This is a genomic window from Nocardioides imazamoxiresistens, from assembly GCF_032378595.1.
Classification (GTDB): Bacteria; Actinomycetota; Actinomycetes; order Propionibacteriales; family Nocardioidaceae; genus Nocardioides; species Nocardioides imazamoxiresistens.
In genome coordinates this window covers 443,264-466,986 of the sequence record NZ_JAVYII010000003.1, presented here as the reverse complement: position 1 = coordinate 466,986, position 23,723 = coordinate 443,264, and the positions used below count along the sequence as shown (strand labels likewise).

Here is a 23,723-nt window from a genome sequence, read left to right as displayed (position 1 = left end):
ACCGTGACCACCACCCACTGCCCCTACTGCTCCCTGCAGTGCGGCATGAGGCTGACCCGCGAGGGCCGCGCCCTCACGGTCGAGCCGTGGGCGGAGTTCCCGACCAACGCGGGCGCGATGTGCCGCAAGGGCTGGACGAGCACCGGCCTGCGCGGCCACCGCGAGCGGCTCACGACGCCACTGGTGCGCGACCGCGGCGAGGACGGCAGCCGCGGCGAGCTCCGGCCGGCGACCTGGGACGAGGCGCTCGACCTGGTCGCCGGCCGGCTCGTCGACCTGCGCGCCGAGCACGGCCCCGACGCCGTGGCCGTGTTCGGGGCGGGCGGCCTGACCAACGAGAAGGCGTACGCCCTCGGCAAGCTCGCCCGGGTCGCGCTCGGCACCAGCCAGATCGACTACAACGGCCGCTGGTGCATGAGCTCCGCGGCCTCGGCGGGGCTGCGGGCCCTCGGCCTCGACCGCGGCCTGCCCTTCCCGCTGGCCGACGTCGAGCAGGCCGACGTGCTGGTGCTCGCCGGCTCCAACCTCGCCGAGACCGCGCCCCCGGCGGCCCGTCACCTCGACCGGCTGCGCGAGCGCGGCGGCCGGGTGGTCGTCGTCGACCCGCGGCGCACCCCGACCGCCGACCGCGCGGACCTGCACCTCGCGCCCGTCCCCGGCACCGACCTGGCGCTGGCGCTGGGGGTGCTGCACCTGGTGATGGCCGCCGGCGCGGTGGACGAGGCGTACGTCGCCGAGCGCACCACCGGCTTCGACGCCGTGCGCGACGAGGTCGCCGCGTGGTGGCCGGAGCGCGTCGAGCGGGTCTGCGGGATCGCGGCCGACGAGGTGCGCGCGCTCGCCGACCTGCTGATCGCGACGCAGCGGGCCGGCGGTCGCGTGCTCGTGCTGACCGCCCGCGGCGTCGAGCAGCACAGCCAGGGCTCCGACACCGTGCTGGCCTGGATCAACGTCGCGCTCGCGCTGGGCATGCCGGGGCGCACCGGCGCCGGCTATGGCTGCCTGACCGGGCAGGGCAACGGCCAGGGCGGGCGCGAGCACGGCCAGAAGGCCGACCAGCTGCCCGGCTACCGCTCCATCGAGGACCCGGGGGCCCGCGCGCACGTCGCCGCGGTCTGGGGCGTCGACCCGGACCTGCTGCCGGGCAAGGGCCGCAGCGCGTACGAGCTGCTCGACGCGCTCGGGCGCCCCGCCACGCCGACGGCCCCCGCCGGCCCGCGGGCGATGCTCGTCCTGGGCTCCAACATCGTCGTCTCCGCGCCCAACGCGCTGCACGTCACCGAGCGCCTGCGCTCCCTCGACCTGCTGGTCGTCGCCGACCTCGTGCTCTCCGAGACCGCGGCGCTGGCCGACGTCGTGCTGCCCGTGACGCAGTGGGCCGAGGAGACCGGCACCATGACCAACCTCGAGGGCCGCGTCGTCCTGCGCCAGCGGGCGATCACCCCGCCGTCCGGCGTGCGCACCGACCTCGAGGTGATCACCGGGCTCGCCGAGCGGCTGAAGGCCCCCGGCACCGAGGCCGTCACCTGGTCGAGCGACCCCGAGGAGGTCTTCGCCGAGCTCGGACGGGCCTCGGCAGGCGGCGTCGCCGACTACGCGGGCATCACCTACGACCGGATCCGGGCCGAGCACGGCGTGTTCTGGCCCTGTCCCGCGCCCGCGGCGGACGGCACGGCGCACCCCGGCACCCCGCGCCTGTTCGCGGAGCGCTTCGGCCACCCCGACGGGCGCGCCCGCTTCCTCGTCACGTCCTACCGCGGCGCCGCGGAGCAGCCGTGCGAGGCGTACCCCCTGCACCTGACGACCGGTCGCGTCCTCGGGCAGTACCAGTCCGGCGCCCAGACCCGGCGGATCCGCGAGCTCGCGGACACGGGCCCGTTCGTCGAGCTGCACCCCCTGCTCGCCCGCCGTCTCGGCACGGCCGACGGCGAGGTGCTGACGGTCCGCACCCGCCGCGGCGAGCTGCGCGCCCCGGCCCGGGTCGTCGACGGCATCCGCCCCGACACGGTCTTCGTGCCGTTCCACTGGGTCGGCGCGAACCGGCTGACCAACGACGCGCTCGACCCCGCCAGCCGGATGCCCGAGTTCAAGGTCTGCGCCGCGGCGGTGAGCGCATGAGCCCCGAGCACCTCGTCGTCGTCGGCAACGGCATGGCCGCCGTGCGCCTCGTCGAGGCGCTCGTCGCCGGCGGCTGGCTGCGCCGGGGCGGTGCCCTCACCGTCCTCGGCGAGGAGCAGGGCGCCCCGTACAACCGGATCCTGCTCTCCGCCGTCCTCGAGGGCACGCACGAGGAGCGGGCGACGACGCTGCGCGACGAGCGCTGGTACGCCGACGCCGGCGTCGCCCTGCGCACCGGCGTCCGGGTCGTCGCCGTCGACCGCGAGGCCCGCGAGGTCGAGCTCGCCTCCCGCGAGCGGGTGGCCTACGACCGCCTCGTGCTGGCCACCGGATCGATCCCCACGCTGCCGCCGGTGCGGGGTCTGGTGCGTCCCGACGGCTCGCTGCACCCGCGGGTGCACGCCTTCCGGTCGATGACCGACTGCCGCGGGCTGACGGACGCGCTGGCCGACGCGCAGGAGGGGGGTCGCACCCCCGTGCGCCGCGCCGTCGTGGTCGGCGGCGGCCTCCTGGGCCTGCAGGTCGCCCGGGCGCTCGGCGCGCGCCGCGGCCAGCACGCGGTGGTGACCGAGGTCGTCGAGGGCGCCGACCACGTCCTGCACCGCCAGCTCGACCGGCCCGGCGCCCAGGTGCTCACCCGCGACCTGGCCCGGCTCGGCACGACCGTCTACACCGGCGCCCGCGCCACCCGGCTCGTCGCGAGCCCCGCGCCCGACCACGCCGTCGGCGTGCGGCTCGACAACGGGCACGTCCTCGCCACCGACCTCGTCGTGCTGACCGCGGGCGGTCGCCCGTCGACCGCGCTGGCCCGCGCGGCTGGCCTGGAGGTGCGCCGCGGCGTCGTCGTCGACGACACCCTGACCACCGCCGACCCCCGGGTCCACGCGATCGGCGACTGCGCGCAGCACGCCGGTCGCGTCTCCGGCTTCGTCGGCCCGGCCTGGGACCAGGCGACCACCCTGGCCGCCCGGCTGCTGGGCGAGGAGCGGGCGTACGCCGGGGTGCGCGAGGTCGCGCGGCTGCGGGCCACCGGTCTCGACGTCGCGGTGCTGGGCGACCCGACCGACCCGCAGGGCGGCGACGTCGTCGAGATGACCAACCCGATCGCCCGGTCGCACCGCCGCCTGGTCGTGCGCGAGGGCCGCATCGTCGCCGCCGCGCTGGTCGGCGACCTCTCGCGCGTCGGGCTCGTCACGCAGCTCTTCGACCGCGGCACCGTGCTCGGCCCCCACGAGGCCGGCGACCTGCTGCTGCCCGAGACCCGCAGCGGCGCGAGCGGACCCGCCGACCTGCCCGACGACGCCGAGGTCTGCGCCTGCGCGGGCGTCAGCGCCGGCGCCCTGCGGGCCTGCTCCTCGCTCGAGCAGGCCCGGGCCACCACGCGCGCGACGACCGGCTGCGGCGGCTGCGCCCCGGCCGTACGCGCCCTGCTCGCGACCGACCCCCCAGCCGCAGCCGGACCGGCAGCCGCACCCACCGACCACCCCGTCCCCGCACCCACTGGAGGAACGAGATGAGCCCCACCACCGACGGCCGCCGACCCCGCATCGTCGTGGTCGGCCACGGCATGGTCGGCCACCGGTTCGTGGCCGCCGCCGTCGAGCGCGGCCTCACGGAGACGCACGACGTCGTCGTGCTCGCCGACGAGCCGCGCGCCGCCTACGACCGCGTCGCGCTCACCTCGTTCTTCGAGGTCGGCGCGGAGGCGCTCTCGCTGCTGCCCGAGGGGGCGTACGCCGACCCCCGCGTCGAGCTGCGCCTCACCACCGCGGTGGTCGCGATCGACCGCGCGACGCGCACCGTGACGACCGCCGCGGGCGAGACCGTCGGCTACGACGAGCTCGTGCTGGCCACCGGCGCCGCCCCGTTCGTGCCGCCGGTGCCCGGCAAGGACCTCGACGGCTGCTTCGTCTACCGCACCATCGAGGACCTCGAGGCGATCCGCGCGGCAGCGGCGCCGGGGCCCGACGGCACCCGCCGCCGCGGCGTCGTGATCGGCGGCGGCCTGCTCGGCCTCGAGGCCGCCAACGCCCTGCACCAGCTCGGCGTCGACACCCACGTCGTGGAGATGGCCCCGCGCCTCATGCCCGTGCAGCTCGACGAGACCGGCGGCGCCGTGCTGGTGCGCCACATCGAGAAGCTCGGCCTCACGGTGCACTGCGGCGTCGCCTCCACCGAGGTGCTCGACGACGGCACCGGCCGCGTCGCCGGCCTCGGCCTGCGCGACGCCGACCCGATCCACGCCGACCTGGTCGTCTTTTCGGCCGGGATCCGCCCGCGCGACGCCCTCGCCCGCGACGCGGAGCTGGAGGTCGCCCCGCGCGGTGGCGTGCTGGTCGACGAGCAGCTGCGCTCGGTCTCCGACCCCCGCGTGTGGGCGATCGGCGAGTGCGCGGCGCCCGCCGGGGTGATGTACGGCCTCGTCGCGCCCGGCTACGCGATGGCCGAGATCGTCGTCGACACCCTCCTGGGCGGCAGCGCGGGCGCGTTCACCGGCGCCGACATGTCCACCAAGCTGAAGCTGCTCGGCGTCGACGTCGCCTCCTTCGGCGACGCGTTCGCCACCACGCCCGACGCCCTGGAGCTCGTCTTCTCCGACGCCGTGGCCGGGCTCTACAAGAAGCTCGTCGTCGCCCCCGCCGGTCCCGACGCGGACGGCACCGCCCGCGACGACGCGTGGGTGCTGCTCGGGGGGATCCTGGTGGGCGACGCGTCGGCGTACGGCCTGCTGCGGCCCATGGTCGCCAGCCAGATGCTGCTGCCCGAGAACCCGGAGGAGCTGATCCTCCCGGAGTCGCGCGGCGCCCTGCAGCTCGGCCTGCCCGACGAGGCCGTCGTGTGCTCGTGCAACAACGTGACGAAGCGCGACCTGCTGGACGCGGTCGACGTCGACGGGGAGCACACCTGCGAGGACCTCGGCGCCGTCAAGGCCTGCACCGGCGCCGGCACGACCTGCGGCTCCTGCGTGCCGACGGTCAAGGGGATCGTCGAGGACTACTTCGCGTCCGTCGGCAAGGAGGTCGACCGCAGCCTCTGCGAGCACTTCGCCCTGACCCGCCAGGAGCTCTTCGACGTCGTCGCGGTGCACGGCTACCGCACCTTCACCGAGGTGGTCGAGGCCCACGGCTCGGGCCGCGGCTGCGACGTGTGCCGCCCCACCGTCGCCTCGATCCTGGCCAGCCAGCTCAACGGGCACGTGCTCGAGGGCGAGACCGGCGCGCTGCAGGACACCAACGACGCGTACCTCGCCAACATCCAGAAGAACGGCACCTACTCCGTCGTCCCCCGCATCCCCGGCGGCGAGATCACCCCCGAGAAGCTGATCGTGATCGGCGAGGTGGCGCGCGACTTCGGGCTCTACACCAAGATCACCGGCGGCCAGCGGATCGACCTGTTCGGCGCGCGGATGGAGGAGCTGCCCCTGATCTGGACCCGGCTGGTGGACGCCGGGTTCGAGTCGGGCCACGCCTACGGCAAGTCGCTGCGCACCGTGAAGTCGTGCGTCGGGTCCACCTGGTGCCGCTACGGCGTGCAGGACTCGGTGCAGCTCGCCATCGACCTCGAGCTGCGCTACCGCGGCCTGCGCAGCCCCCACAAGCTCAAGGGCGGCGTCTCCGGCTGCGCCCGCGAGTGCGCCGAGGCGCGCAGCAAGGACTTCGGCGTCATCGCCACCGAGAAGGGCTGGAACCTGTACGTGGCGGGCAACGGCGGCGCGACGCCGCGGCACGCCGAGCTGCTGGTCGGCGACGTCGGCACCGAGGACCTGGTGCGCTACCTCGACCGGTTCCTCATGTACTACATCCGCACCGCCGACCGGCTGCAGCGCACGGCGCCCTGGGTCGAGTCGCTCGATGGCGGGCTGGAGCGGGTGCGCGAGGTGGTCGTCGACGACGCCCTCGGGCTCGGCAGCGAGCTCGAGGCGGCGATGGCGCGCCACGTCGACACCTACTTCGACGAGTGGCGCGCCACCCTCGACGACCCGGAGAAGCTGTCCCGCTTCGTGTCGTTCGTCAACGCCCCCGACGTGCCCGACCCGGCCATCTCGTTCGGCACCACCCGCGGCCAGATCGTGCCGGAGCCCGGCGCTCCCACCGAGTCCGTCGACCTGGGCGCCACGATCCCCGTGGGAGCACCCCGATGACCGCCATCGGCACGGCCGCCACCACTGCCACCGTGTGGACCGCGGTGTGCCGCACCGACGACCTGCCGCGCGAGCGCGGCGTCGCCGCCCTCGTCGGCGGGCGGGCGGTCGCGCTGTTCCGCACCTACGACGACGAGTGGTACGCCCTCGACAACCGCTGCCCCTACGCGCACGCCTCGGTGCTGGCCCGTGGGATCGTGGGCACACGCGGCGACGTGCCGTTCGTGGCCTCGCCGATGCTGAAGCAGCCCTTCGGGCTGCGTGACGGCGTCTGCCTGGACGACCCCGACGTCCGCGTGGCGACGTTCCCCGTGCGCGTCGTCGACGGAGCGGTCCACATCGGCGTGGACCCGCAGCCGTCGTGACGCAGCTCGTGACGCAGGTCCAGACCCAGACCGAGGAGGTCCCGGTGCCCGAACCCGGCCCCCTGACCGGCTTCACCGTCGGCGTGACCGCGGCCCGCAAGGTCGACGAGCAGGTCGCCCTGCTCGAGCGCCGCGGGGCCGCCGTGGTCGTGGCGCCGGCGCTGTCGGCGACGCCGCGCCAGGTCGCCGACGACGAGCTGCGGGCCGCGACCGAGCAGGTGCTGGACAGCCGGGTCGACCTCTTCCTGGCGACCACCGGGATCGGCATGAAGGCCTGGTTCGACGCCGCGGAGCAGTGGGGGCTGCTCGACCGGCTCGTCGAGCACCTGGGCGGCGCGGAGATCCTGGCCCGCGGCCCGAAGTCGGTCGGGGCGCTGCGCCGCCGCGGGCTGCGCGAGCTGTGGGCGCCCGACTCCGAGCGGTTCGACGACGTGCTCGCCCACCTGCGCGGGCGCGACCTGACGGGCACGCACATCGTCGTCCAGGAGCACGGCCAGTCGCTCTCGATGGTCGCCCACGCGCTGCGGCGCCTCGGGGCCGGCGTCACCTCCGTGTCGGTCTACCGCGTCGAACCGGCCCACGACCCCACCCCGATGTTCGGGCTCATCGACCGCGTCGCCGACCGGTCGCTGCACGCCGTCACCTTCACGTCCGCGCCCGCGGTCGGCTCGCTGATGGAGGCGGCCGCCTCGGTCGGGCGGCGCGACGACGTGATCGCCGCCTTCCAGGCCGACGTGCTCGCCACGTGCGTCGGTCCGGTCACCGCCGCGGCGTTCGAGCTGTGGGGCGTCCCCACCGTCGAGCCCGACCGGTCGCGGCTGGCGGCGATGGTGAAGCTGCTCGAGACCGAGCTGCCCCTGCGCCACGAGGGCGTCGTCCTCGACGTCGCCGGTCACGCCCTGCGCCTGCTGGGCGACACGGTCCTGGTCGACGGCACCGAGGCGGCCCTCACGCCGGCGCCGCTCGCGATCCTGCACGCACTGGCCGAGCGCCCGGGCGCGGTCGTCTCGCGGCGCGAGCTGCTGTCCGCGCTGCCGCGCAGCGCGGGCGCCACCGGCGAGGGCTCCGACCACGCCGTCGACATGGCGGTCGCCCGGCTGCGGGCCGCAGTCGGCACCCGGCTGGTCCAGACCGTCTACAAGCGCGGCTACCGGCTGGCGGTGGACCGGTGAGCGCCGCGGCACCGACCCTGGTCACGGTCGCGCACGGCACCCGCGACGGCTCCGGCAGCCCCGTGGCGCGGGCCCTGACCGCCGCGGCGGCCGAGCGCACCGGCATGCGGGCGGTGGCGGCGTACGTCGAGCTCGCCGAGCCGCTGCTCACCGACGTGCTGGCCGCCGCCCGTGGCCCCGTCGTCGTCGTGCCGCTGCTGCTGAGCTCCGGCCTGCACGTCGACTCCGACGTGCCCGAGGCCGTCCGGTCGGCACCCGTGCCCGCCCGGCTGGCCGGCGCGCTCGGCCCGTCGCCGCTGCTGGCGGACGCGATGTGTGCGCGGTTGCGGGAGGCGGGCGCGACGCCCGGGGGCCCCGTCACGATGGTGGCCGCCGGATCCCGCCGTCCGGGCTCGCTCGACGACCTCGCGGCGACCGCCCACATGCTCGGCAGCCTCTGGGGCTCGCCGGTGCGGGTCGCCACGCTCTCCGGCCTCGGCGAGCGGCCCGAGGACGTCGTGCGCCCCGGCGACGCCGTCGTCCCCTACCTGCTGGCGCCCGGCTTCTTCGCCCGCCGCTGCTCGGACGCCGCGCGGGCGGCCGGGGCGGAGGTCGTCGCCGACGTGATCGGCGCCCACGCGGCGGTCGTCGAGCTGGTCGCCCACCGCGCCCGGCTGGCGGGTCTCCTGCGCGGCGACCGCACGCCCGGCCCGAGCCCCGCGGCCGCCTGATCCACCGCCTCGCGACACGCCGTCGCGGTCGCCGCCCGGCGAGACCCGCGCCCCGGCGACCCCGACGTGGGATCATCGGGGCCGGGGTTGGATCCACGGGGGTGGAGGGCCTGTGCGGTGGTGGACGTAGGACCGAACGAACGCGCGGTGCTGGACGACGACGGCATCGCGCTCTACGACGAGGCGCTCGCGGGCGGCCTCGCCGGCGACGACCCGCGCTTCGCGCCGGGCGGCGCGCTGGTGGAGGCGCACGCCCTGCTGGTGGGGCTGGGGCTGCTGACCCGCGACCCGCGCACCGACCGGTGGTCCGCGATGGACCCGACGACCGCCACGTCGCAGGTCGTCACGCCGCTGGGCCAGCGCGGTGCGGAACTGCTCGCCGAGTCCTCGGCCTGGGCGCGCACGTTCGGCTCCCTCTCACAGGCGTGGCGCAAGGCCCCGCAGCCGGCCTCGGGACCGGTCACCGAGATCCGCGGCGAGGCCATCGACCCCTACATCGCGGCGATCGTCGCGGACGCCGAGTCGGAGCTGCTGACCGCCCAGCCGCAGGTGGGACGCAACGCGGCCGCCCTCGCGCGCGCCGCCGAGCGCGACGTCGCGGCCCTGGGCCGCGGGCTGACGATGCGGACGCTCTACCAGCACGCGGCGCGACGCAGCTCGATCACGCACAAGTACGTCGCGACCGTCACGGCCCGCGGGGCCGAGGTCCGCACCCTCGACGAGTTCTTCAACCGCCTCATCGTCGTCGACCGCCGCACGGCGATCATCCCGGGGCGCGAGGGCCACACGGTCGCGCTGGCGATCCGCGAGCCGTCGCTGGTGGCGTACCTCGTCGACATGTTCGAGCGGCACTGGGAGCGCGCCCGCGCGTTCACCAACAACGAGACGTCGATGCTCAAGGACATCGCCGCCGAGCAGCGCGCGATGACGATCCGGATGCTCATCGAGGGGCACGCCGACCCCGTCAGCGCGAAGCGGCTGGGCGTGAGCCCCCGCACGTACGCCGGCTACGTCGCGGACCTCAAGGAGGAGTTCGAGGCCCAGACCCGCTTCCAGCTCGGCTACACCATGGGCCAGCGGGGCGTCTCGGGCCACGAGCGGCCCGCCGACTGAGGCCCGCCCGGGACACGGTCGCCGGCTCCGTCGGGCACGCCGGGCTCGTCAGTCCTCGGGCGCACCGAGGCGGGCGTACACCGCGCCGGTGGCGACGTCCACGACCTCGACCGACACCCCCGGCCGGTCGAGGGGCAGCCGGACCACGTTCGTGCCGCGACGGGCCTCGAGACTGAGGAACGCACCGTCGCCCGTGCGCGGGTCCGCGCTGAGCACCAGCAGGTGGACGGGCTGCGAGGCCTCGATCCTCAGACGTCCCTCCCCGTCGAGGACCGCCGCGTCCACGTTCACCGGTGGTGCCGCTCGACGTGGGGGCAGGCCCCACCGTGTCGCCATCGGCAGCGGACCCTGCGTCGCAGTCGTCGGATCACGGGACTCCCCCAGTCGGGTCGTGGGCGGGACGAGCACTCGAGTCGTCGAGCCGTCGTCGACGCTAGGCGAGGCGGCGGGCTCGCCGCTGCCGCTCGACCGAGTGCTGCACGACCGGACGACACGGCGTGTCCACCGATCGACCGACAACCCGTCGGCCGCTACGCCGTTCCGGTTGCGGGTCGCATGCCCCCACCGCATGCTGGGCCCGCGGCGCTGCCGCCAGTCACCCTGATCAGGGAGAGGTAGGGATGCTCACAGTCGCCGTCGGGGACGACCACCCGGTCGTCCGAGCGGGCCTGGTCCAGATGCTGGCCGCGGCCTCCGGCGTGTCCGTCGTGGCCGAGGCCGACGACGGCGAGGCCCTGCTCGCTGCGGTCCGCGAGCTCCGACCCCGTGTGGTCCTGACCGACTTCCGCATGCCGGTCCTCGACGGTGCCGCGGTCGCGGCGCAGGTCGCGCTCGAGCGGCTGCCCTCGCGCGTGCTGCTGCTGTCCGCCTTCACCGACCCCGGCATCGTCCTGCGCTGCGTGGAGAGCGGGGCCGCCGGCTTCCTCTCGAAGGACTGCGACCGCAGCACGCTGCTGCGAGCGGTCCACGACGTCGCTGCAGGTCGCGACTTCCTGCCCGGCGGTCTGGTGCCCGAGCTCCTCGACGAGGTACGCCGCCGTCGCAGCGCCGCACCGGCCGTCGCGCTGAGCGGCCGCGAGCGGCAGATCCTGGAGTCGGTGGCAGCAGGCAGGTCGGCGCCGTCGATCGCCGCCGAGACCTACCTCTCCCTCTCGACGGTGAAGACGTACCTGCAGCGCATCTACGACAAGCTCGGCGTCAGCGACCGTGGAGCGGCCGTCGCCGAGGCGATGCGACGCGGGATCCTGCAGTGACCCGCACGACCCTGGGATCCAGCATCCTCGCCTCCGTGCACACCGTGACGGCTCTGCTGCGCATCGCTCTGCTGGTGCCGTTGCTGGTGCTCGCCCCGGTGCTGCACGAGGTCGGTGACGACTGGATCGGTTACGCGGCGGCCGTGGGGGCGTTCGCGGTGTGGGGCGGCCTGACGCTCTGGTGGTCCCGGCGGCGACACGTCGCTCCGTGGGCCGGCCCCGCCAGCATCTTCGTCGACCTGGCCCTGTTCGTCGCGATGGCGCTCGGCTCGTCCGGGGCGACCTCCTACATCACGCCCGTCTTCTACCTCTACCCCGTCTTCACCGTCTTCTACTACCGCCCGCTCCTCACGGCGGCGGTGGGCTTCCTCGTGGCGGCCGGGTACGCCGGGATCTGGCTGCAGAACTTCGCGGTGCGCGGCGGGCCGTACATCTCGGGCATAGTGTGGATGCACTTCCTGCTCCTGACCTGGATGGCCCTGACCACGACCGCCCTCTCCCTGGTCCTGGCCCACCGTGCCCGGGTCGAGAACGAGTCCCGCCTGGCGCACGACAGCCTCACCGCGCAGCTGCTCGTCGCCGACGTCCGCGCCAGCACCCGTCTCGCCGACGACCTCCACGACGGCCCCCTGCAGGACGTCATCGCCGTGCGGCGGCTCCTGGAGCAGATCGCCGACACGACGGCGGCCCCGGACCGGGTGGCGGCGGCGGAGGAGCTCCTGGTCCAGGTGACGGCACACCTGCGGGGTACGGTCGCCAGCCTCCACCCGCAGGTCCTCTCCCAGCTCGGTCTCGAGGAGGCGGTCCGCGAGCTCGTCCGCCAGTCGACCGACCACGGCCGCGTGCCCGTCACCGCTGCCGTCGAGGCCGTCGGCCACCTGGACCCGGGCCGTGCGTACGTGCTGTACGCAGCCGGGCGGGAGCTGGTGCGCAACGCTCTGCGTCACGCCCACGCCGAGCACGTGCTCGTCGAGCTCTGCCGCGACGGCGACCACGTCGAGCTGACGGTCAGCGACGACGGCATCGGCCTCGCGGCCGGGATCTCACCCGGCGAGCAGGTGCGGTCGGGGCACGTCGGGCTCGCGTCGCACACCTCACGGTTGCGGAGCCTCGGCGGCTCGCTCGAGCTCTCCCCGCGACAGCCCACGGGGACCATCGCGCGGGCCAGCCTTCCGGCGGAGATGGGTCGCGAGCTCGCCGACGTCCTCCGGCCCCAGGACCTGCAGGAAGTTGCACGACCCTGAACGCACAAGGACGGTGACGCGCAGAGCGCGTCACCGTCCATCACCTGAAGCGAGCCGGGGGGTGGCAGGGACCGAACTTGTGGGGGTTGGGTTGGGCCCTCGCCTCAGGAGTCTGTGGAGTTGTGCAACCGGTCGTGGGGACCGGCGGGGGGGTCAGGAGCAGGAGCTCACTTCATGCCCCAGCTGGTGTCCTGGGGAGACACCTGCCCGGGCTGCGTCTTGACGATCGAGACCTTCTTCATGCCCCAGCTGGTGTCAGCGTGGGCGGCCTGCGACGTCGCGCCGATCGCGCCGAGGCTGACCAGCGTGGCTGCCAGGGCGATGCCGGCGCGGCGGATGATCGTCATGTTCGTGCTCCCTCATCATGGCCGAGACGGTTGGTACGGACTGGCGGCCCCGGACGGGCCGACTCCTCAATACTGCGGCATGCCCGACCCCTCCGGGAGCCATCTGTTGGGTCATCTCTGTGCAATGCAGAGAAATGCAGAACAGTGCTGCCGAGCGTCCCCGAGGGGGTGTTCGGCTGCTTCTGACGGGCGTCGGCGCGGGCCCCGGCGACGGGTCGGCAGGGGATGGGACGGGCGGGTCGGGGAGGGGCTCGGAGGCACGGCTGACGGCGCGGCCGGGACGTCCCGGCGTCCGGATCATGCGCCATCGCGGCGCTCCCGGCAATGGCCACCCCGGACGACCGTCGACCCCGGGACGGCACGAGCCCCCGGCGGGCCCGAGGGCTCACCGGGGGCTCGTGGCCACCACTGGCGGAGGCGGAGGGATTTGAACCCTCGATGGAGTTGTAGCTCCAAACCCGCTTAGCAGGCGGGCGCCATAGACCTGACTAGGCGACGCCTCCCCGACAGCCCGCACAGGCTACAAGGCGTACCGCGCGGCTGCGAATCAGGCCCGGATCACGGCCGGGATCCGGTGTGGATCCGGTGGGGATCCGGTGGGGATCAGCGCAGGCGCTTGAGCCCGCTGCCGCGCTCCAGGGCCTCCTGCAGGACGGCGACGAGCCGCTCGCGGTCGATGGCGAGGATCTCGACGGGGATGGTGGTGCTCCCCCCGTCGCGCAGGCGGAGCACGACGCAGGGGGCGTCGGCGACGTAGGTCGTCACGGCGTCCTCGACGTCGCCCCAGCGGGCGCGGGTGACGCCGGCGCCGCGGACGTACCGCAGCCGGTAGCCCTGGTCGGTGATCCGCAGCGCGACCGCGCGGTTGACCAGGTAGAGCCCGGTGACGCCGATCGCGAACAGCCCGACGGCGGCGACCACGACCGTGACGCCGGCGGAGAGGTCGGCGAGGGTGGCGACCACCACGAGCACGAGGATGGCCAGGCCGAGCGCGACGACGGCGAAGCCGAGGATGCGGGCGGCGAAGGCGGGGGCGATGCGGATGTCCTGCTGCTGCACCCGACCATTGTCGCGCACGGTGGCGAGTGACCGTCGTCACAGTCGACTACGATCGATCTGATCGTCCGTCCCCCGCCCCGACCAGCCGCCCCGGGAGGTCCCGTGCGCAGCACCACCCCGGCCCTGCACGCCCTGCACGTCGCGCTCGACGCCCTCCCCCCGCCGCACAGCCGGAAGGGGCCGGCGCTGGGCAACTGGCGCTGGACGGTGCGTCAGCGGCTCGGCGCCGTGCGCGACCTCCTCGTCGCCGAGACGGACACCTACACGGCCGCCTGGCGCGACGCCACGGCCGCGGGCGAGACCACCCTGCTGACCGCGCGCAACATGCTGCTGGAGCGGATCCGCATCTTCGACAACCTGGTCCTGCAGAGCCCGGAGCCGGACGCCGTGCGCCGCGACCTGATGCGTCTGCTCGTCGACGTGGACCACCACGTGGCGCGTCTGCGTGAGGTGGTCGCCGCCACGCGGGCGGAGCCGCGCCCGGCCGCCCTAGACTGACGCACCGTGCGCGCCGGACCCCGGTCCGCCGCACGTGGAGGGGTGCCGGAGTGGCCTATCGGAACCGCCTTGAAAGCGGTCGTGGGGAGACCCACCGCGGGTTCGAATCCCGCCCCCTCTGCCAGCGCCCGGCCCGGCCGGCCTGAGCCGCCGACGCCGCCGGGCCTACCGGCTCAGGCGGGGTCGAGCACCACGAGCACGTCACCCTCCTGGATGACGTCGCCCGCGGAGACCTTGATCTCGAGCACCCGCCCGGCGTGCTCGGGGTGCACGGGGATCTCCATCTTCATCGACTCGAGCAGCAGCACGGTGCTCTGCGGGGTCACCGCGTCGCCGACGGCGCACCCGACCTCGACCACCGACGCCACCATCTCCGCGACGACCTCCACGACCTGCTTGCGCGCCATGACGCCGACGCTAGCCGTTACCGATGCGTACGCACGCGTCCGGCCCGCTCAGAGCAGCGGGCGGGTGCGGGAGGGCTCGGGCCGCACGGCGCTGCGCTCCTCGTCGCGCCGCGCCCGGGAGCCGCGCGAGCCGGTGAGGGCGAGGTCGATGCGGACCACGACGTAGGCGACGACCAGGCCGACGACGATGGAGTAGACGACCCCGAGCAGCGCCTCGACCAGCGTCGCGGCCGGGTTCATCACGCTGTTCGCGACGGGCGCGGTCGCGCCGACGCCGAAGGCGCACAACCACCAGCCCTGGCGCCGCCGGGCGCGCATGTAGACGCCCCAGGCCAGCGCCGGGATGCCGAGCACCGCCTGGATCGGGCGGGGCACCGCACCCAGGGTGTCGCGGACCCACATCCGCAGGCTCTGCCAGCTGTCGAGCAGTGAGGTGTCGCTGTAGGTCTCCAGCGCCTCGCCGTAGACGAGGATCAGCAGCAGGACCACCGACCCGAAGACCGCGCCCACGACGCCGCGGCGGCCCAGGCCGTGCAGGCCCGCACCGAGGCGGTAGACGAGCGCGAGCACGACGCCGAAGGACAGCGCCAGCGCCGTGTACTCGAACCGCACCACCGAGACCGTGGGCCCGTAGCCCACCGCGCCGACGGCCGCGCCGCCCGCGATCACGAGGGCGATCACGACCTCGCGCGCCGCGTGCAGGAACCGTCGGGCGGGCACGGTCGCCATCACCCCCAGCGCCGCGCCGAGGGTGCAGGTCGCCACCGCGGCGCCGGTGCGCAGCACCTGGGTGTCCACGAGCAGCACGACCACGCCGATGACGGCGGCCAGGGCGCCGAAGACCAGCGGCCGGCCGCCCGTGCGGGCGGCGAGCGCCCAGGCGTACCCGCTGGAGACCGCGACGGCGCCGACGCCGCCGGCGGCGGCCTCGGGCAGCAGGCCGGTGGCACCGGCGGAGAGGAGGGCGAGGCCACCGAGGACGAGCACCCACCAGGCCGTCAGACGGCGGGCGGGGGTGAGGTCGAGGGCCTTGGGCACGGCCGCCAAGGCTACAACCGTCGGTTCGCGAGCGACGGGTTCGTCCTGCGCGCCTCGTCGAGGAGGTCGCGACGCAGCTCGCCCACGACCACCTCGGCGCCGTCGCCCCCGGCCTCGGCGACGAGGCCGCCGAGCGGGTCGACCAGGCGGGTGAACCCGGTGTAGCGGGGGGCGGGCTGGCCCACCGCGAGGACGTACGCCGTGTTCTCGATGGCGCGCGCGGAGGTCAGGGTCCGCCAGTGCTCGGCCTTGCCCTCCCCCGCGACCCAGGCGGCCGGGACCACGAGCGCGTCGGCGCCGTGGTCGACGACCAGGCTGCGGGACAGCTCGGGGAAGCGCAGGTCGTAGCAGGTGGCGAGACCGAGCCGGAAGCCACCGACCTCGACGGTCACCGGCGTCGTCGCGCCCGCGCTGAGGCGGTCGGACTCGCGGTAGCCGAACGAGTCGTAGAGGTGGATCTTGCGGTAGGAGGCGCGCAGCCCGTCGCCGTCGACGACGACGAGGGTGTTGTAGGGCCGCTCCGGGTCCTCGGACGTCTCGAACATCCCGGCGACCACGGTCGCGCCGGCCCGGCCGGCGGCCTCGACGAGGGTCGTGACGAAGGGCCCGTCCAGCGGCTCGGCGAACGGCGCCACGTCGGAGCCGGCCTTGCCGAAGTCCCGTGCGAACACCTCGGGCAGGACGACCAGGTCGGCCGTCACGCCCGCCCCGTCGACGAGGTCGGCGGCGCGCCGCCGGTTCTCCGCGGGGTCGAGTCCGGAGGCCTCCTGGACGAGGGCGACGGCGAGGGGGGACGTCATGATCGCCAGCGTAGGGTCGACGCCATGCGTGCGGTGATCGCCCCCGAGCCCGGTGGCCTCGACGCCCTGGTGCTCACCGACCTGCCCGACCCGGAGCCCGGCCCCGGCGAGGTCCTGATCGAGGTGGCCGCCAGCGCGGTCAACCGCGCGGACCTGCTGCAGCGCCGCGGCTTCTACCCGCCCCCGCCGGACGTCACCGACGTGCTCGGGCTCGAGTGCAGCGGCCGTGTGGCCGCGCTCGGCGAGGGGGTCGAGGGCTGGTCGGTCGGCGACGAGGTGTGCGCACTGCTGGCCGGCGGCGGGTACGCCACGCACGTCGCCGTCCCCGCGGGCCAGGTGATGCCGCTTCCCCCCGGGGTCGACCTGCTGACGGCCGCCGCCTTCCCCGAGGTCGCCGCCACCGTCTGGTCCAACGTCGTGATGGCCGCCGGACTGGGCGAGGGCGACATCTTCCTCGTGCACGGCGGCTCGGGCGGGATCGGCACCTTCGCCATCCAGCTCGCCTCGGCGCTCGGCGCGCGGGTGCTCGCGACCGCCGGCTCGCCCGAGAAGCGCGAGCTGTGCGTCGAGCTCGGCGCCGAGCGGGCGATCGACTACCGCGAGGAGGACTTCGTGGAGGTGCTCCGCGAGCTCGGCGGCGCCGACGTCGTGCTCGACAACATGGGCGGCAGCTACCTCGCGCGCAACGTCGACGCGCTGGCCACCGGCGGACGGCTCGTCGTCATCGGCATGCAGGGCGGGACCAAGGGCGAGCTCGATCTCAGCCGGCTGCTCGCGAAGCGGGCGTCGGTGATCGCGACCTCGCTGCGGGCGCGGCCGGCCGAGGAGAAGGCCGCCATCTGCGCCGAGGTGGTCGCCCGCGTGTGGCCGCTGGTCGGCTCCGAGCACGTGCGGCCGATCGTGCACGACCGCGTCCCGCTGGACGAGGTCGCCCGCGCCCACGGTCTCCTCGAGGACTCCGCCCACGCGGGCAAGGTGCTGCTGGTCCCCTGAGCCGCCGGGGTCGTCACGCGGGCCCGCCTAGGCTGGTCGACATGAGCGAGACGCCCGAGGAGCAGCAGTCCGCGACCCGCCCCGGCCCGGCCGGGCGGAACGGCGCGGAGGAGCACGTCGTGATCATCGGCCCCGACGGCCAGCCCGTCGCGGCCGTGCCCGCGAGCGCCCTCGCGCAGACCGGCGACCAGGACGACGAGGGCGAGACCAGCCCCCGCGACCTCGTCGAGCAGCCCGCGAAGGTGATGCGGATCGGCAGCATGATCCGCCAGCTCCTCGAGGAGGTGAAGGCGGCGCCGCTCGACGAGGCCAGCCGCAACCGCCTCAAGGAGATCCACCAGTCCTCCATCAAGGAGCTGGAGGCCGGCCTCGCGCCCGAGCTCGTCGAGGAGCTGCAGCGCCTCTCTCTGCCGTTCGCCGAGGGCACGCCGAGCGAGAGCGAGCTGCGGATCGCCCAGGCCCAGCTGGTCGGCTGGCTCGAGGGCCTCTTCCACGGCATCCAGACCGCGATCTACGCCCAGCAGATGGCGGCTCGCGCCCAGCTCGAGCAGATCCGGCGCGCGCTCCCCGGCGGCCAGCAGGGCCAGCCCGGTCAGCCGGGTCAGCCCGCCCCCGGCCAGCCCGGGTTCCCCGGCGCCCCGGGCCAGGGCGCTCAGCGCTCCGGCGAGTCGGGCGGGATGTACCTGTAGGGGCTCAGCGGCGGCGGCCGACGACGGCGCTGAGCAGCACCGTGCCGGCGAGGCCGAACGCGCCGATGGCGCCGATCAGCACGCCCGGCAGGACGGCGGCGCCGTAGTCGGTGCCGTCGCCCGCCTCGAGGCTCGTCCAGTCGGTGGCGGCGGCGTCGCCCGCCTCGGCCTCCGCGTCGGCGGCCGCGATGGCGTCCTGCACCTGCGCCTGCTGGGCCTGCGGCACGAAGTCGCACAGCCGCGCGCCGAAGGCGGCGCCGGACTCGTCGTTGCGGGGCGTCACGAAGACGACGTACCCCTCCTCGGCCACCGGCACGATCGCGTCCGCGCCGGGCTGGCCGACGGCGAGGACGGCGAGGTCCGCCGTGGCCTCCACGTCGCCCGTCAGCGGGCGGACGTCGCGCAGCGCCACCTGGTAGGCCGGGACGTCCGGCTCGGGGCCGGTGGTCTCCTCGACGGCGACGACGGTGCCCGCGACGACGTCGGGCACCTCCTGCACCTGCTGGACGTAGTCGCCCGGGCAGTCGGTCGTCGGGACCTGGGTCGTCATCGAGCCGGAGGTCGCGCTCGCGCTCGGCGCCGCGGCGGACGCGGCGGCGGGCAGCGCGATCGCGGCGCCGGACGCGAGGGCCAGCGCGGCCAGCCCCGCCCCGCCGCGAGCGGCGCGGCCTGCGCGTCGAGCGTCGTTCATCGCGTACCTCCGTGGTCGGCCTCGTCGTCGGCCGCCCATCCTGCCAGACCGAACAGCGCCACCAAGGCCCGTGCGACCCCGTCGTCGTCGTGGTCGCCGGCGACGTCGTCGGCGACCGCCCGCACGGCGGGGTGCGCCCCGGCCATCGCCACCCCGTGGCCGGCCCAGCTCAGCAGCGGGATGTCGTTCGGCATGTCGCCGAAGGCGACCACCTCGGAGGCGTCGACGTCGAGGTCGGCGCACAGCAGCTCGAGCGTGCTGGCCTTGGTGACGCCCACGGCGCTCATCTCGACGAGCGCGGAGGTGGAGGAGAACGTGACGGTGACGAGGTCGCCGACGAGGTCCTCGAGCCGGTGCCAGTACGCCTCGGGGTCGGCGTCGTCGGCGCGCGCCAGCACCTTGACGCAGGCCGGCCCGGAGGCGGCGAAGGCCTCCAGGTCGTCGACGACGACGTCGGCGAGGTCGCCGTCGTCCGCGCGCCGCGGGGTCCAGCGGGGCTCGCGGGCGAAGCCGTCGGTCGTCTCGTAGGCCACGACCGTGCCCGGCAGCTCGCGGCGCAACCGCTCGACGAGCTCGAGGAGCGCCGGCCCGGGCAGGGCGCGGGTGTCGCGGATCGCGCCGGCGGCGACGTCGTAGACGATGCCGCCGTTCGAGCAGATCGCCAGCCCGTGCCCGCCGACCTCCTGCCACAGGTGGTGCATCCAGCGCACGGGGCGCCCGGTCACGAAGACGACGGGGACGCCGCGGTCGTCGAGCTCGGCGAGCACCGTGCGCGTGCGCTCGCCGACCCGGCCGGCCGCGTCGAGGAGCGTGCCGTCCAGGTCGGTGGCGACGAGCCGGGGCGGGCGGGTCATGGGATCAGGCGAACCAGCGGTCCATCTCGACCGCCGCGCCGTCCTCGTCGACCGGCCCGGTGACCGCGTCGGCGGCGGCGCGCACGTCCTCGATCGCCTGGCCCATCGCGACCCCGCGACCGGCCCACGCCAGCATCTCCAGGTCGTTGCGACCGTCGCCGATCGCGAGCACGTCGGCGGCGTCGACGCCCAGCGCCTCGCACACGTGCGCGAGGCCGGAGGCCTTCGAGATGCCGACCGGCGTGAGGTCGAGCCAGGCCGTCCAGCCGACGACGTAGTCGGTGCCGTGCAGGCCGAGCTTGCCGCTCATCTCCACGAAGTCCTCGGCGGTGGCGTCGGGGTCGCGGATGATGACGCGGCTGACGGGCTTCGCGACCATCTCGTCGACCTCGGTGACGACCAGCTCGCCGTCGAGCTCCCCGTCGGGGAACGGTCGGTTGACGCGGTAGCCCCGGCCGCGCTCCTCGACCGCGACGAGCGCGCTCGGGTGCAGCTCGAGCACGGCGCGCACCGCCTCGCGGGCGTCGAACGTCTCCTCGTGCACGACCTCGACGGGGGCGTAGCGGGTCAGCACGGCGCCGTTGGACGCCACGATCCACAGCCGGTCGTCGCCGTCGGCGCCCTGGTGGCCGCGCAGCTCGAGCAGGTCGGCCACCGGCGTCATGGAGTCGATGGATCGGCCGCTGGAGAGCACCACGTGGGCTCCGGCCGCCAGCGCCCGCTGGACGGCGGCGTGCACCGCGGGGCTGACCTCCTCGTGCGGCGTGGCGTCGTCGTCGCGCCAGCGCAGCAGCGTGCCGTCGATGTCGAGCGCGACCAGGCGGGGCCGCCAGCCGGCGGGCTGCTCAGGCACCGGGCACCTCCAGGACCTCGCGGCCGCCGAGGTAGGGACGCAGCGCGACGGGCACGCGCACGGAGCCGTCGGCCTGCTGGTGGGTCTCGAGGATCGCGACGATGGTCCGGGTCATGGCGCACAGCGTGCCGTTGAGGGTCGCGACCGGCGCGACCCCGTCCTCGAACCGTCCGCGCGTGTCGAGGCGGCGGGTCTGGAAGTCGGTGCAGTTCGACGTCGAGGTCAGCTCGCGGTACTTGCCCTGCGTGGGGATCCACGCCTCGCAGTCGAACTTGCGGCGCGCGCTGAGGCCGAGGTCGCCGGCGGCGACGTCGATGACCCGGTAGGCCAGCTCGAGCTTGTCGAGGAACTGCTTCTCCCACTCCAGCAGCCGCTCGTGCTCGGCGAAGGAGTCCTCGACGGTCGTGTAGACGAACATCTCGACCTTGTCGAACCAGTGCACGCGGATGATGCCGCGCGTGTCCTTGCCGTGCGAGCCGGCCTCCTTGCGGAAGCACGGGCTGAAGGCGGCGTAGCGCAGCGGCAGCGAGGCCCCGTCGAGGATCTCGTCGGAGTGGTAGGCCGCCATCGGCACCTCCGAGGTGCCGACGAGGTACATGTCCTGGCCCTCGATGCGGTAGACGTCGTCGGCGGCCTGGCCGAGGAAGCCCGTGCCCGCCATCGCCTCCGGCTTGACCAGCGAGGGGGCGATCACCTCGGTGAACCCGGCCTCGCGGGCCTGGTCCATGGCGAGGTTGAGCAGGGCCCGCTCGAGCTGCGCGCCGATGCCGGTGAGGAAGTAGAAGCGGCTGCCCGAGACCTTGGCGCCACGGTCGAGGTCGATCGCGCCGAGCAGGCGGCCGAGCTCGACGTGGTCACGGGGCTCGAAGCCCTCGGCCGCGAAGTCCCGGGGGGTGCCCACGGTCTCGAGCACCACGAAGTCGTCCTCGCCGCCGGCCGGCGACTCCTCGGCCGCCGGGTTCGGGATGGCGAGCAGGGCGGCCTGCCAGGCCTCCTCGGCGGCCTTCTGCTGCTCCTCCGCGGCCTTGACCTCGGCGGCCAGCTCCTTGGTCTGCGCCAGCAGCTGCTGCTTCTCCTCGGGCGAGGCCCGGGGGATCAGCTTGCCGAGCTGCTTCTGCTGCGCCCGCTTGTCCTCGAACGCGACGATCGCGGCCCGGCGGGAGCGGTCCGCCTCCAGCGCCTCGTCGACGATCGCGTCGGAGAGGCCCCGCTTCGCCTGGGCGGCACGGATGCGGTCGGGCTCGTCGCGGAGCAGGCGCGGGTCGATCATGGGGCGAGGCTATCGGCAGGGCCGCACGCACGTGGCAGGCATACTCTCCTGGGCCCCTCCCGGGTCCGCACGGCCCGGCGCCGCCCACCCCCACCTCGACGAAGGAGACCGCGTGCTCGACCGCTCCCGCAGCCTGCAGCTCGGCTGGGCCCTCGTCTGCTTCGTGCTGGTCGGGGTCGTGGGCGCGCTCGCGACCGGCGGCTGGGGACCGCTCGCCGCGCTCGACGACCGCGGCGAGGGCGCGCAGGCCTGGCGCACCGACGTCGACTGGCTGCGCGACGTCCTGGCCGTGGTCGAGGTCGTGTTCGGCACCGTGGGCCTGACGATCATGACGCTGGTGCTCGCGCTGCTGGTGGTGCGGGCGTACCGCCGCGCAGCGGTCTACGTCGTCGGCGTGATGCTCGCGACCTCCCTGGCCACGACGGGCATCAAGCTGCTGGTCAGCCGTCCGCGACCGGACTGGCAGGACGTCGTCGGCACGCTGGAGACCTACTCCTACCCCTCCGGCCACGTCTCCGGCGTGACCGCGCTGGCCGGGGTCAGCCTGGGCATCGCGGTGATGCTGGTACGCCGCCGCGCGGTGCGCCGGATCGCGATCGCGGCCGGCATCCTCGTCGTGGCGCTGGTCGCGGCGGACCGGATCCTGCTGGGCCGCCACTACCCCAGCGACGTCGTCGGCGGGTTCCTGCTCGGCGCGGGCATGGTGCTGCTGGGCCTGGCCGTCTACTCCCCGCTGCCGCGCAGCATCGCCGACAAGGCCGAGCCGCTGCCCGAGGTGCCCGGCTCCTCCAAGCGCCTCGCCGTCGTGCTCAACCCGATCAAGGTGGAGGACGAGGCCGCGTTCCGCGCCACCGTGACCCGGCAGGCGACCGAGGCGGGCTGGGACGAGCCGACCTGGCACCTGACGACCGTCGAGGACCCGGGCACCGGGATGGCGCACGCCGCGGCGACCGCCGGCGCCGACCTGGTGCTCGTCTGCGGCGGCGACGGCACGGTCCGGGAGGTCTGCGCGGAGCTCGCGGGCACGGGCGTACCCGTCGGCATCATCCCCGCCGGCACCGGCAACCTGCTGGCCCGCAACCTCGACATCCCGCTCTACCTGCGCTCCGCGATCGACGTCGGCCTCAACGGCCAGGACCGCGCCATCGACATGGTGCGCGTCGGCGGCGACGGCATCGAGGACACCCACTTCATGGTGATGGCCGGGATGGGCTTCGACGCCGCGATCATGGAGGGCGTCAACGAGGACATCAAGAAGCGCGTGGGGTGGCTGGCGTACGTCCTGTCCGCGCTGCGCTCGCTGATGTTCCCGGCCGTGAAGGTCGACATCGTCGTGGACGGCGGCGAGCCGACGACCCACCGCGCCCGCACCGTCGTGGTCGGCAACGTCGGCTACCTGCAGGCCGGGATGCCCCTGCTGCCCGACGCCACGATCGACGACGGCATGCTCGACGTGGTGCTGCTGCACCCCAGCCGGTTCTGGTCGTGGATCCCGCTGGCGCTGCGGGTGCTCAGCAAGCGCTCGCGCACCGACGACCTGATCAACCGCTTCAGCGGCCGCACCGTCACCGTCCGCGCCCACACCGACACCCCGCGCCAGCTCGACGGCGACTCCGTCGGCTCGGGCCGCGAGCTGCGGATGGAGTGCGTGCAGGGCCGGCTGCTGGTGCGCGTGCCGCGCTGAGCGGTCCCGCCGCTGCTGGGCCCGGTCAGGGGCGCGCGGCGCCGATCGCCTCGGTCTCCTCGGGCGAGAGCTGCTGCTCGCTGCTCCAGGCGGTGACGGTCTTCGCGTACGTCCGCGCCTCGCTGCGGCCGTGGATCGAGGTCACGACGGTGCCGTGCCCGGCGTCGTCGAGGAGCGCGAGGCTCCACGAGAGGTGGCCGCCCATGTCGCCGTGCGCGTCGTAGCGCACGACCGCGAGGTGGCGCAGCGCCCCCGCGGCCTCGGCGCGCAGGGCGGCGACCTCCTGGCGCAGGCCGAGCACGTCGCTCGGCAGCCCCTCCTCGCCGACGTCGGAGCCGGTGCGCCGCAGCGCGAACAGCCCGACCGCGAGCCCGGCGACGCCGACGACCAGGGAGAGCACCACCACGATCCACACGCGGGCGAG

24 protein-coding genes and 2 tRNA genes are annotated in these 23,723 nt (G+C 74.9%); 14 read left to right on the top strand and 12 right to left on the bottom strand.

All coding sequences use genetic code 11. The annotated features are described in order from the left end of the window. The first annotated feature begins 3 nt into the window (after positions 1-3). From RDV89_RS09230 to RDV89_RS09200, 7 genes are all read left to right on the top strand, one after another. Positions 4-2,118 carry a molybdopterin oxidoreductase family protein gene (locus RDV89_RS09230; protein ID WP_315732692.1) on the top strand — a complete coding sequence of 705 codons (2,115 nt, stop codon included), beginning with the start codon at positions 4-6 and terminating at the stop codon, positions 2,116-2,118. Continuing rightward, positions 2,115-3,635, top strand: a complete 1,521-nt coding sequence (locus RDV89_RS09225) for an FAD-dependent oxidoreductase (RefSeq protein ID WP_315732690.1) — start codon at positions 2,115-2,117, stop codon at positions 3,633-3,635. Before RDV89_RS09230 ends, RDV89_RS09225 begins: the two co-directional genes overlap by 4 nt. Beyond that, positions 3,632-6,259 (top strand): nitrite reductase large subunit NirB, encoded by a 2,628-nt coding sequence (gene nirB, locus RDV89_RS09220; protein ID WP_315732689.1) that lies wholly within the window; start codon positions 3,632-3,634, stop codon positions 6,257-6,259. Before RDV89_RS09225 ends, nirB begins: the two co-directional genes overlap by 4 nt. Further along, the gene (gene nirD, locus RDV89_RS09215; RefSeq protein ID WP_315732687.1) at positions 6,256-6,624 is read left to right on the top strand and encodes a nitrite reductase small subunit NirD; all 369 of its coding nucleotides are present in this window, start codon (positions 6,256-6,258) and stop codon (positions 6,622-6,624) included. Before nirB ends, nirD begins: the two co-directional genes overlap by 4 nt. Next, the gene (locus RDV89_RS09210; RefSeq protein ID WP_315732685.1) at positions 6,621-7,796 is read left to right on the top strand and encodes a uroporphyrinogen-III synthase; all 1,176 of its coding nucleotides are present in this window, start codon (positions 6,621-6,623) and stop codon (positions 7,794-7,796) included. Before nirD ends, RDV89_RS09210 begins: the two co-directional genes overlap by 4 nt. Next, positions 7,793-8,506, top strand: a complete 714-nt coding sequence (locus tag RDV89_RS09205; protein ID WP_315732684.1) for a sirohydrochlorin chelatase — start codon at positions 7,793-7,795, stop codon at positions 8,504-8,506. Before RDV89_RS09210 ends, RDV89_RS09205 begins: the two co-directional genes overlap by 4 nt. A gap of 147 nt (positions 8,507-8,653) precedes the next feature. Continuing rightward, positions 8,654-9,619 (top strand): LuxR family transcriptional regulator, encoded by a 966-nt coding sequence (locus RDV89_RS09200; RefSeq protein ID WP_315732683.1) that lies wholly within the window; start codon positions 8,654-8,656, stop codon positions 9,617-9,619. Positions 9,620-9,667: 48 nt separating this feature from the next. On the opposite strand, the gene RDV89_RS09195 is transcribed toward RDV89_RS09200, so the two are convergent. Next, positions 9,668-9,910 carry a hypothetical protein gene (locus RDV89_RS09195; RefSeq protein WP_315732682.1) on the bottom strand — a complete coding sequence of 81 codons (243 nt, stop codon included), beginning with the start codon at positions 9,908-9,910 and terminating at the stop codon, positions 9,668-9,670. Between the two features lie 329 nt (positions 9,911-10,239). Between RDV89_RS09195 and RDV89_RS09190 the strand changes: the two genes are divergently transcribed. Continuing rightward, complete coding sequence (locus tag RDV89_RS09190; protein ID WP_315732681.1) at positions 10,240-10,872, top strand: response regulator; 633 nt, start codon at positions 10,240-10,242, stop codon at positions 10,870-10,872. Continuing rightward, the gene (locus RDV89_RS09185) at positions 10,869-12,116 is read left to right on the top strand and encodes a sensor histidine kinase (protein WP_315732680.1); all 1,248 of its coding nucleotides are present in this window, start codon (positions 10,869-10,871) and stop codon (positions 12,114-12,116) included. Before RDV89_RS09190 ends, RDV89_RS09185 begins: the two co-directional genes overlap by 4 nt. A 167-nt stretch (positions 12,117-12,283) precedes the next feature. Here the strand turns inward: RDV89_RS09185 and RDV89_RS09180 are convergent, their stop codons facing one another. The 3 genes from RDV89_RS09180 to RDV89_RS09170 all read right to left on the bottom strand — a co-directional run bounded on the left by RDV89_RS09180 (position 12,284) and on the right by RDV89_RS09170 (position 13,522). Further along, the gene (locus RDV89_RS09180) at positions 12,284-12,463 is read right to left on the bottom strand and encodes a hypothetical protein (protein ID WP_315732679.1); all 180 of its coding nucleotides are present in this window, start codon (positions 12,461-12,463) and stop codon (positions 12,284-12,286) included. 409 nt (positions 12,464-12,872) lie between these two features. After that, positions 12,873-12,966 (bottom strand) — tRNA-Ser (locus tag RDV89_RS09175). A 100-nt stretch (positions 12,967-13,066) separates the two neighbouring features. Next, positions 13,067-13,522, bottom strand: coding sequence for a hypothetical protein (locus tag RDV89_RS09170; RefSeq protein ID WP_315732678.1), 456 nt, complete (start codon positions 13,520-13,522; stop codon positions 13,067-13,069). A 102-nt stretch (positions 13,523-13,624) separates the two neighbouring features. On the opposite strand from RDV89_RS09170, the gene RDV89_RS09165 reads away from it, so the two are divergent. Together RDV89_RS09165 and RDV89_RS09160 are read left to right on the top strand one after the other, a co-directional pair. Continuing rightward, positions 13,625-14,020: a hypothetical protein gene (locus RDV89_RS09165; protein WP_315732677.1), complete on the top strand. Its 396-nt coding sequence runs from the start codon at positions 13,625-13,627 to the stop codon at positions 14,018-14,020. Between the two features lie 36 nt (positions 14,021-14,056). Further along, a tRNA-Ser gene (locus RDV89_RS09160) sits at positions 14,057-14,144 on the top strand. Between the two features lie 49 nt (positions 14,145-14,193). Here RDV89_RS09160 and RDV89_RS09155 read toward each other — a convergent pair. Genes RDV89_RS09155 through RDV89_RS09145 form a run of 3 tightly spaced genes read right to left on the bottom strand, consistent with a single transcriptional unit; the run spans position 14,194 to position 16,265 of the window. Beyond that, the gene (locus RDV89_RS09155; protein ID WP_315732676.1) at positions 14,194-14,427 is read right to left on the bottom strand and encodes a biotin/lipoyl-binding carrier protein; all 234 of its coding nucleotides are present in this window, start codon (positions 14,425-14,427) and stop codon (positions 14,194-14,196) included. Between the two features lie 48 nt (positions 14,428-14,475). Continuing rightward, a complete protein-coding gene (locus tag RDV89_RS09150) occupies positions 14,476-15,465 on the bottom strand; it encodes a hypothetical protein (RefSeq protein WP_315732675.1) in 990 nt (329 codons plus the stop codon). Positions 15,466-15,476: 11 nt separating this feature from the next. Next, the gene (locus RDV89_RS09145) at positions 15,477-16,265 is read right to left on the bottom strand and encodes a carbon-nitrogen hydrolase family protein (RefSeq protein WP_315732674.1); all 789 of its coding nucleotides are present in this window, start codon (positions 16,263-16,265) and stop codon (positions 15,477-15,479) included. A gap of 24 nt (positions 16,266-16,289) precedes the next feature. On the opposite strand from RDV89_RS09145, the gene RDV89_RS09140 reads away from it, so the two are divergent. Both RDV89_RS09140 and RDV89_RS09135 read left to right on the top strand, forming a co-directional pair. Beyond that, positions 16,290-17,258, top strand: a complete 969-nt coding sequence (locus tag RDV89_RS09140; RefSeq protein ID WP_315732673.1) for an NAD(P)H-quinone oxidoreductase — start codon at positions 16,290-16,292, stop codon at positions 17,256-17,258. A gap of 41 nt (positions 17,259-17,299) precedes the next feature. After that, positions 17,300-17,947 (top strand): bacterial proteasome activator family protein, encoded by a 648-nt coding sequence (locus RDV89_RS09135; protein WP_315732672.1) that lies wholly within the window; start codon positions 17,300-17,302, stop codon positions 17,945-17,947. Positions 17,948-17,951: 4 nt separating this feature from the next. On the opposite strand, the gene RDV89_RS09130 is transcribed toward RDV89_RS09135, so the two are convergent. From RDV89_RS09130 to serS, 4 genes are read right to left on the bottom strand one after another with little or no spacing between them, the layout of a single operon-like run. Next, positions 17,952-18,638: a hypothetical protein gene (locus RDV89_RS09130; protein WP_315732671.1), complete on the bottom strand. Its 687-nt coding sequence runs from the start codon at positions 18,636-18,638 to the stop codon at positions 17,952-17,954. Further along, a complete protein-coding gene (locus RDV89_RS09125) occupies positions 18,635-19,492 on the bottom strand; it encodes an HAD family hydrolase (protein ID WP_315732670.1) in 858 nt (285 codons plus the stop codon). The genes RDV89_RS09130 and RDV89_RS09125 overlap by 4 nt, the downstream gene beginning before the upstream one ends. A 4-nt stretch (positions 19,493-19,496) precedes the next feature. Next, entirely contained in the window at positions 19,497-20,345 is an 849-nt protein-coding gene (locus RDV89_RS09120) for an HAD family hydrolase (protein ID WP_315732668.1), read from the bottom strand. Further along, on the bottom strand, positions 20,338-21,615 hold the full coding sequence (serS, locus tag RDV89_RS09115; RefSeq protein ID WP_315732667.1) for a serine--tRNA ligase: 1,278 nt from the start codon (positions 21,613-21,615) through the stop codon (positions 20,338-20,340). Before serS ends, RDV89_RS09120 begins: the two co-directional genes overlap by 8 nt. 112 nt (positions 21,616-21,727) lie before the next feature. Here serS and RDV89_RS09110 point away from each other — a divergent pair, with 112 nt between their 5' ends. Then, positions 21,728-23,299, top strand: coding sequence for a bifunctional phosphatase PAP2/diacylglycerol kinase family protein (locus RDV89_RS09110; RefSeq protein ID WP_315732665.1), 1,572 nt, complete (start codon positions 21,728-21,730; stop codon positions 23,297-23,299). Positions 23,300-23,324: 25 nt separating this feature from the next. On the opposite strand, the gene RDV89_RS09105 is transcribed toward RDV89_RS09110, so the two are convergent. Further along, positions 23,325-23,714, bottom strand: a complete 390-nt coding sequence (locus tag RDV89_RS09105; RefSeq protein WP_315732663.1) for a DUF4446 family protein — start codon at positions 23,712-23,714, stop codon at positions 23,325-23,327. Positions 23,715-23,723: the final 9 nt, after the last annotated feature.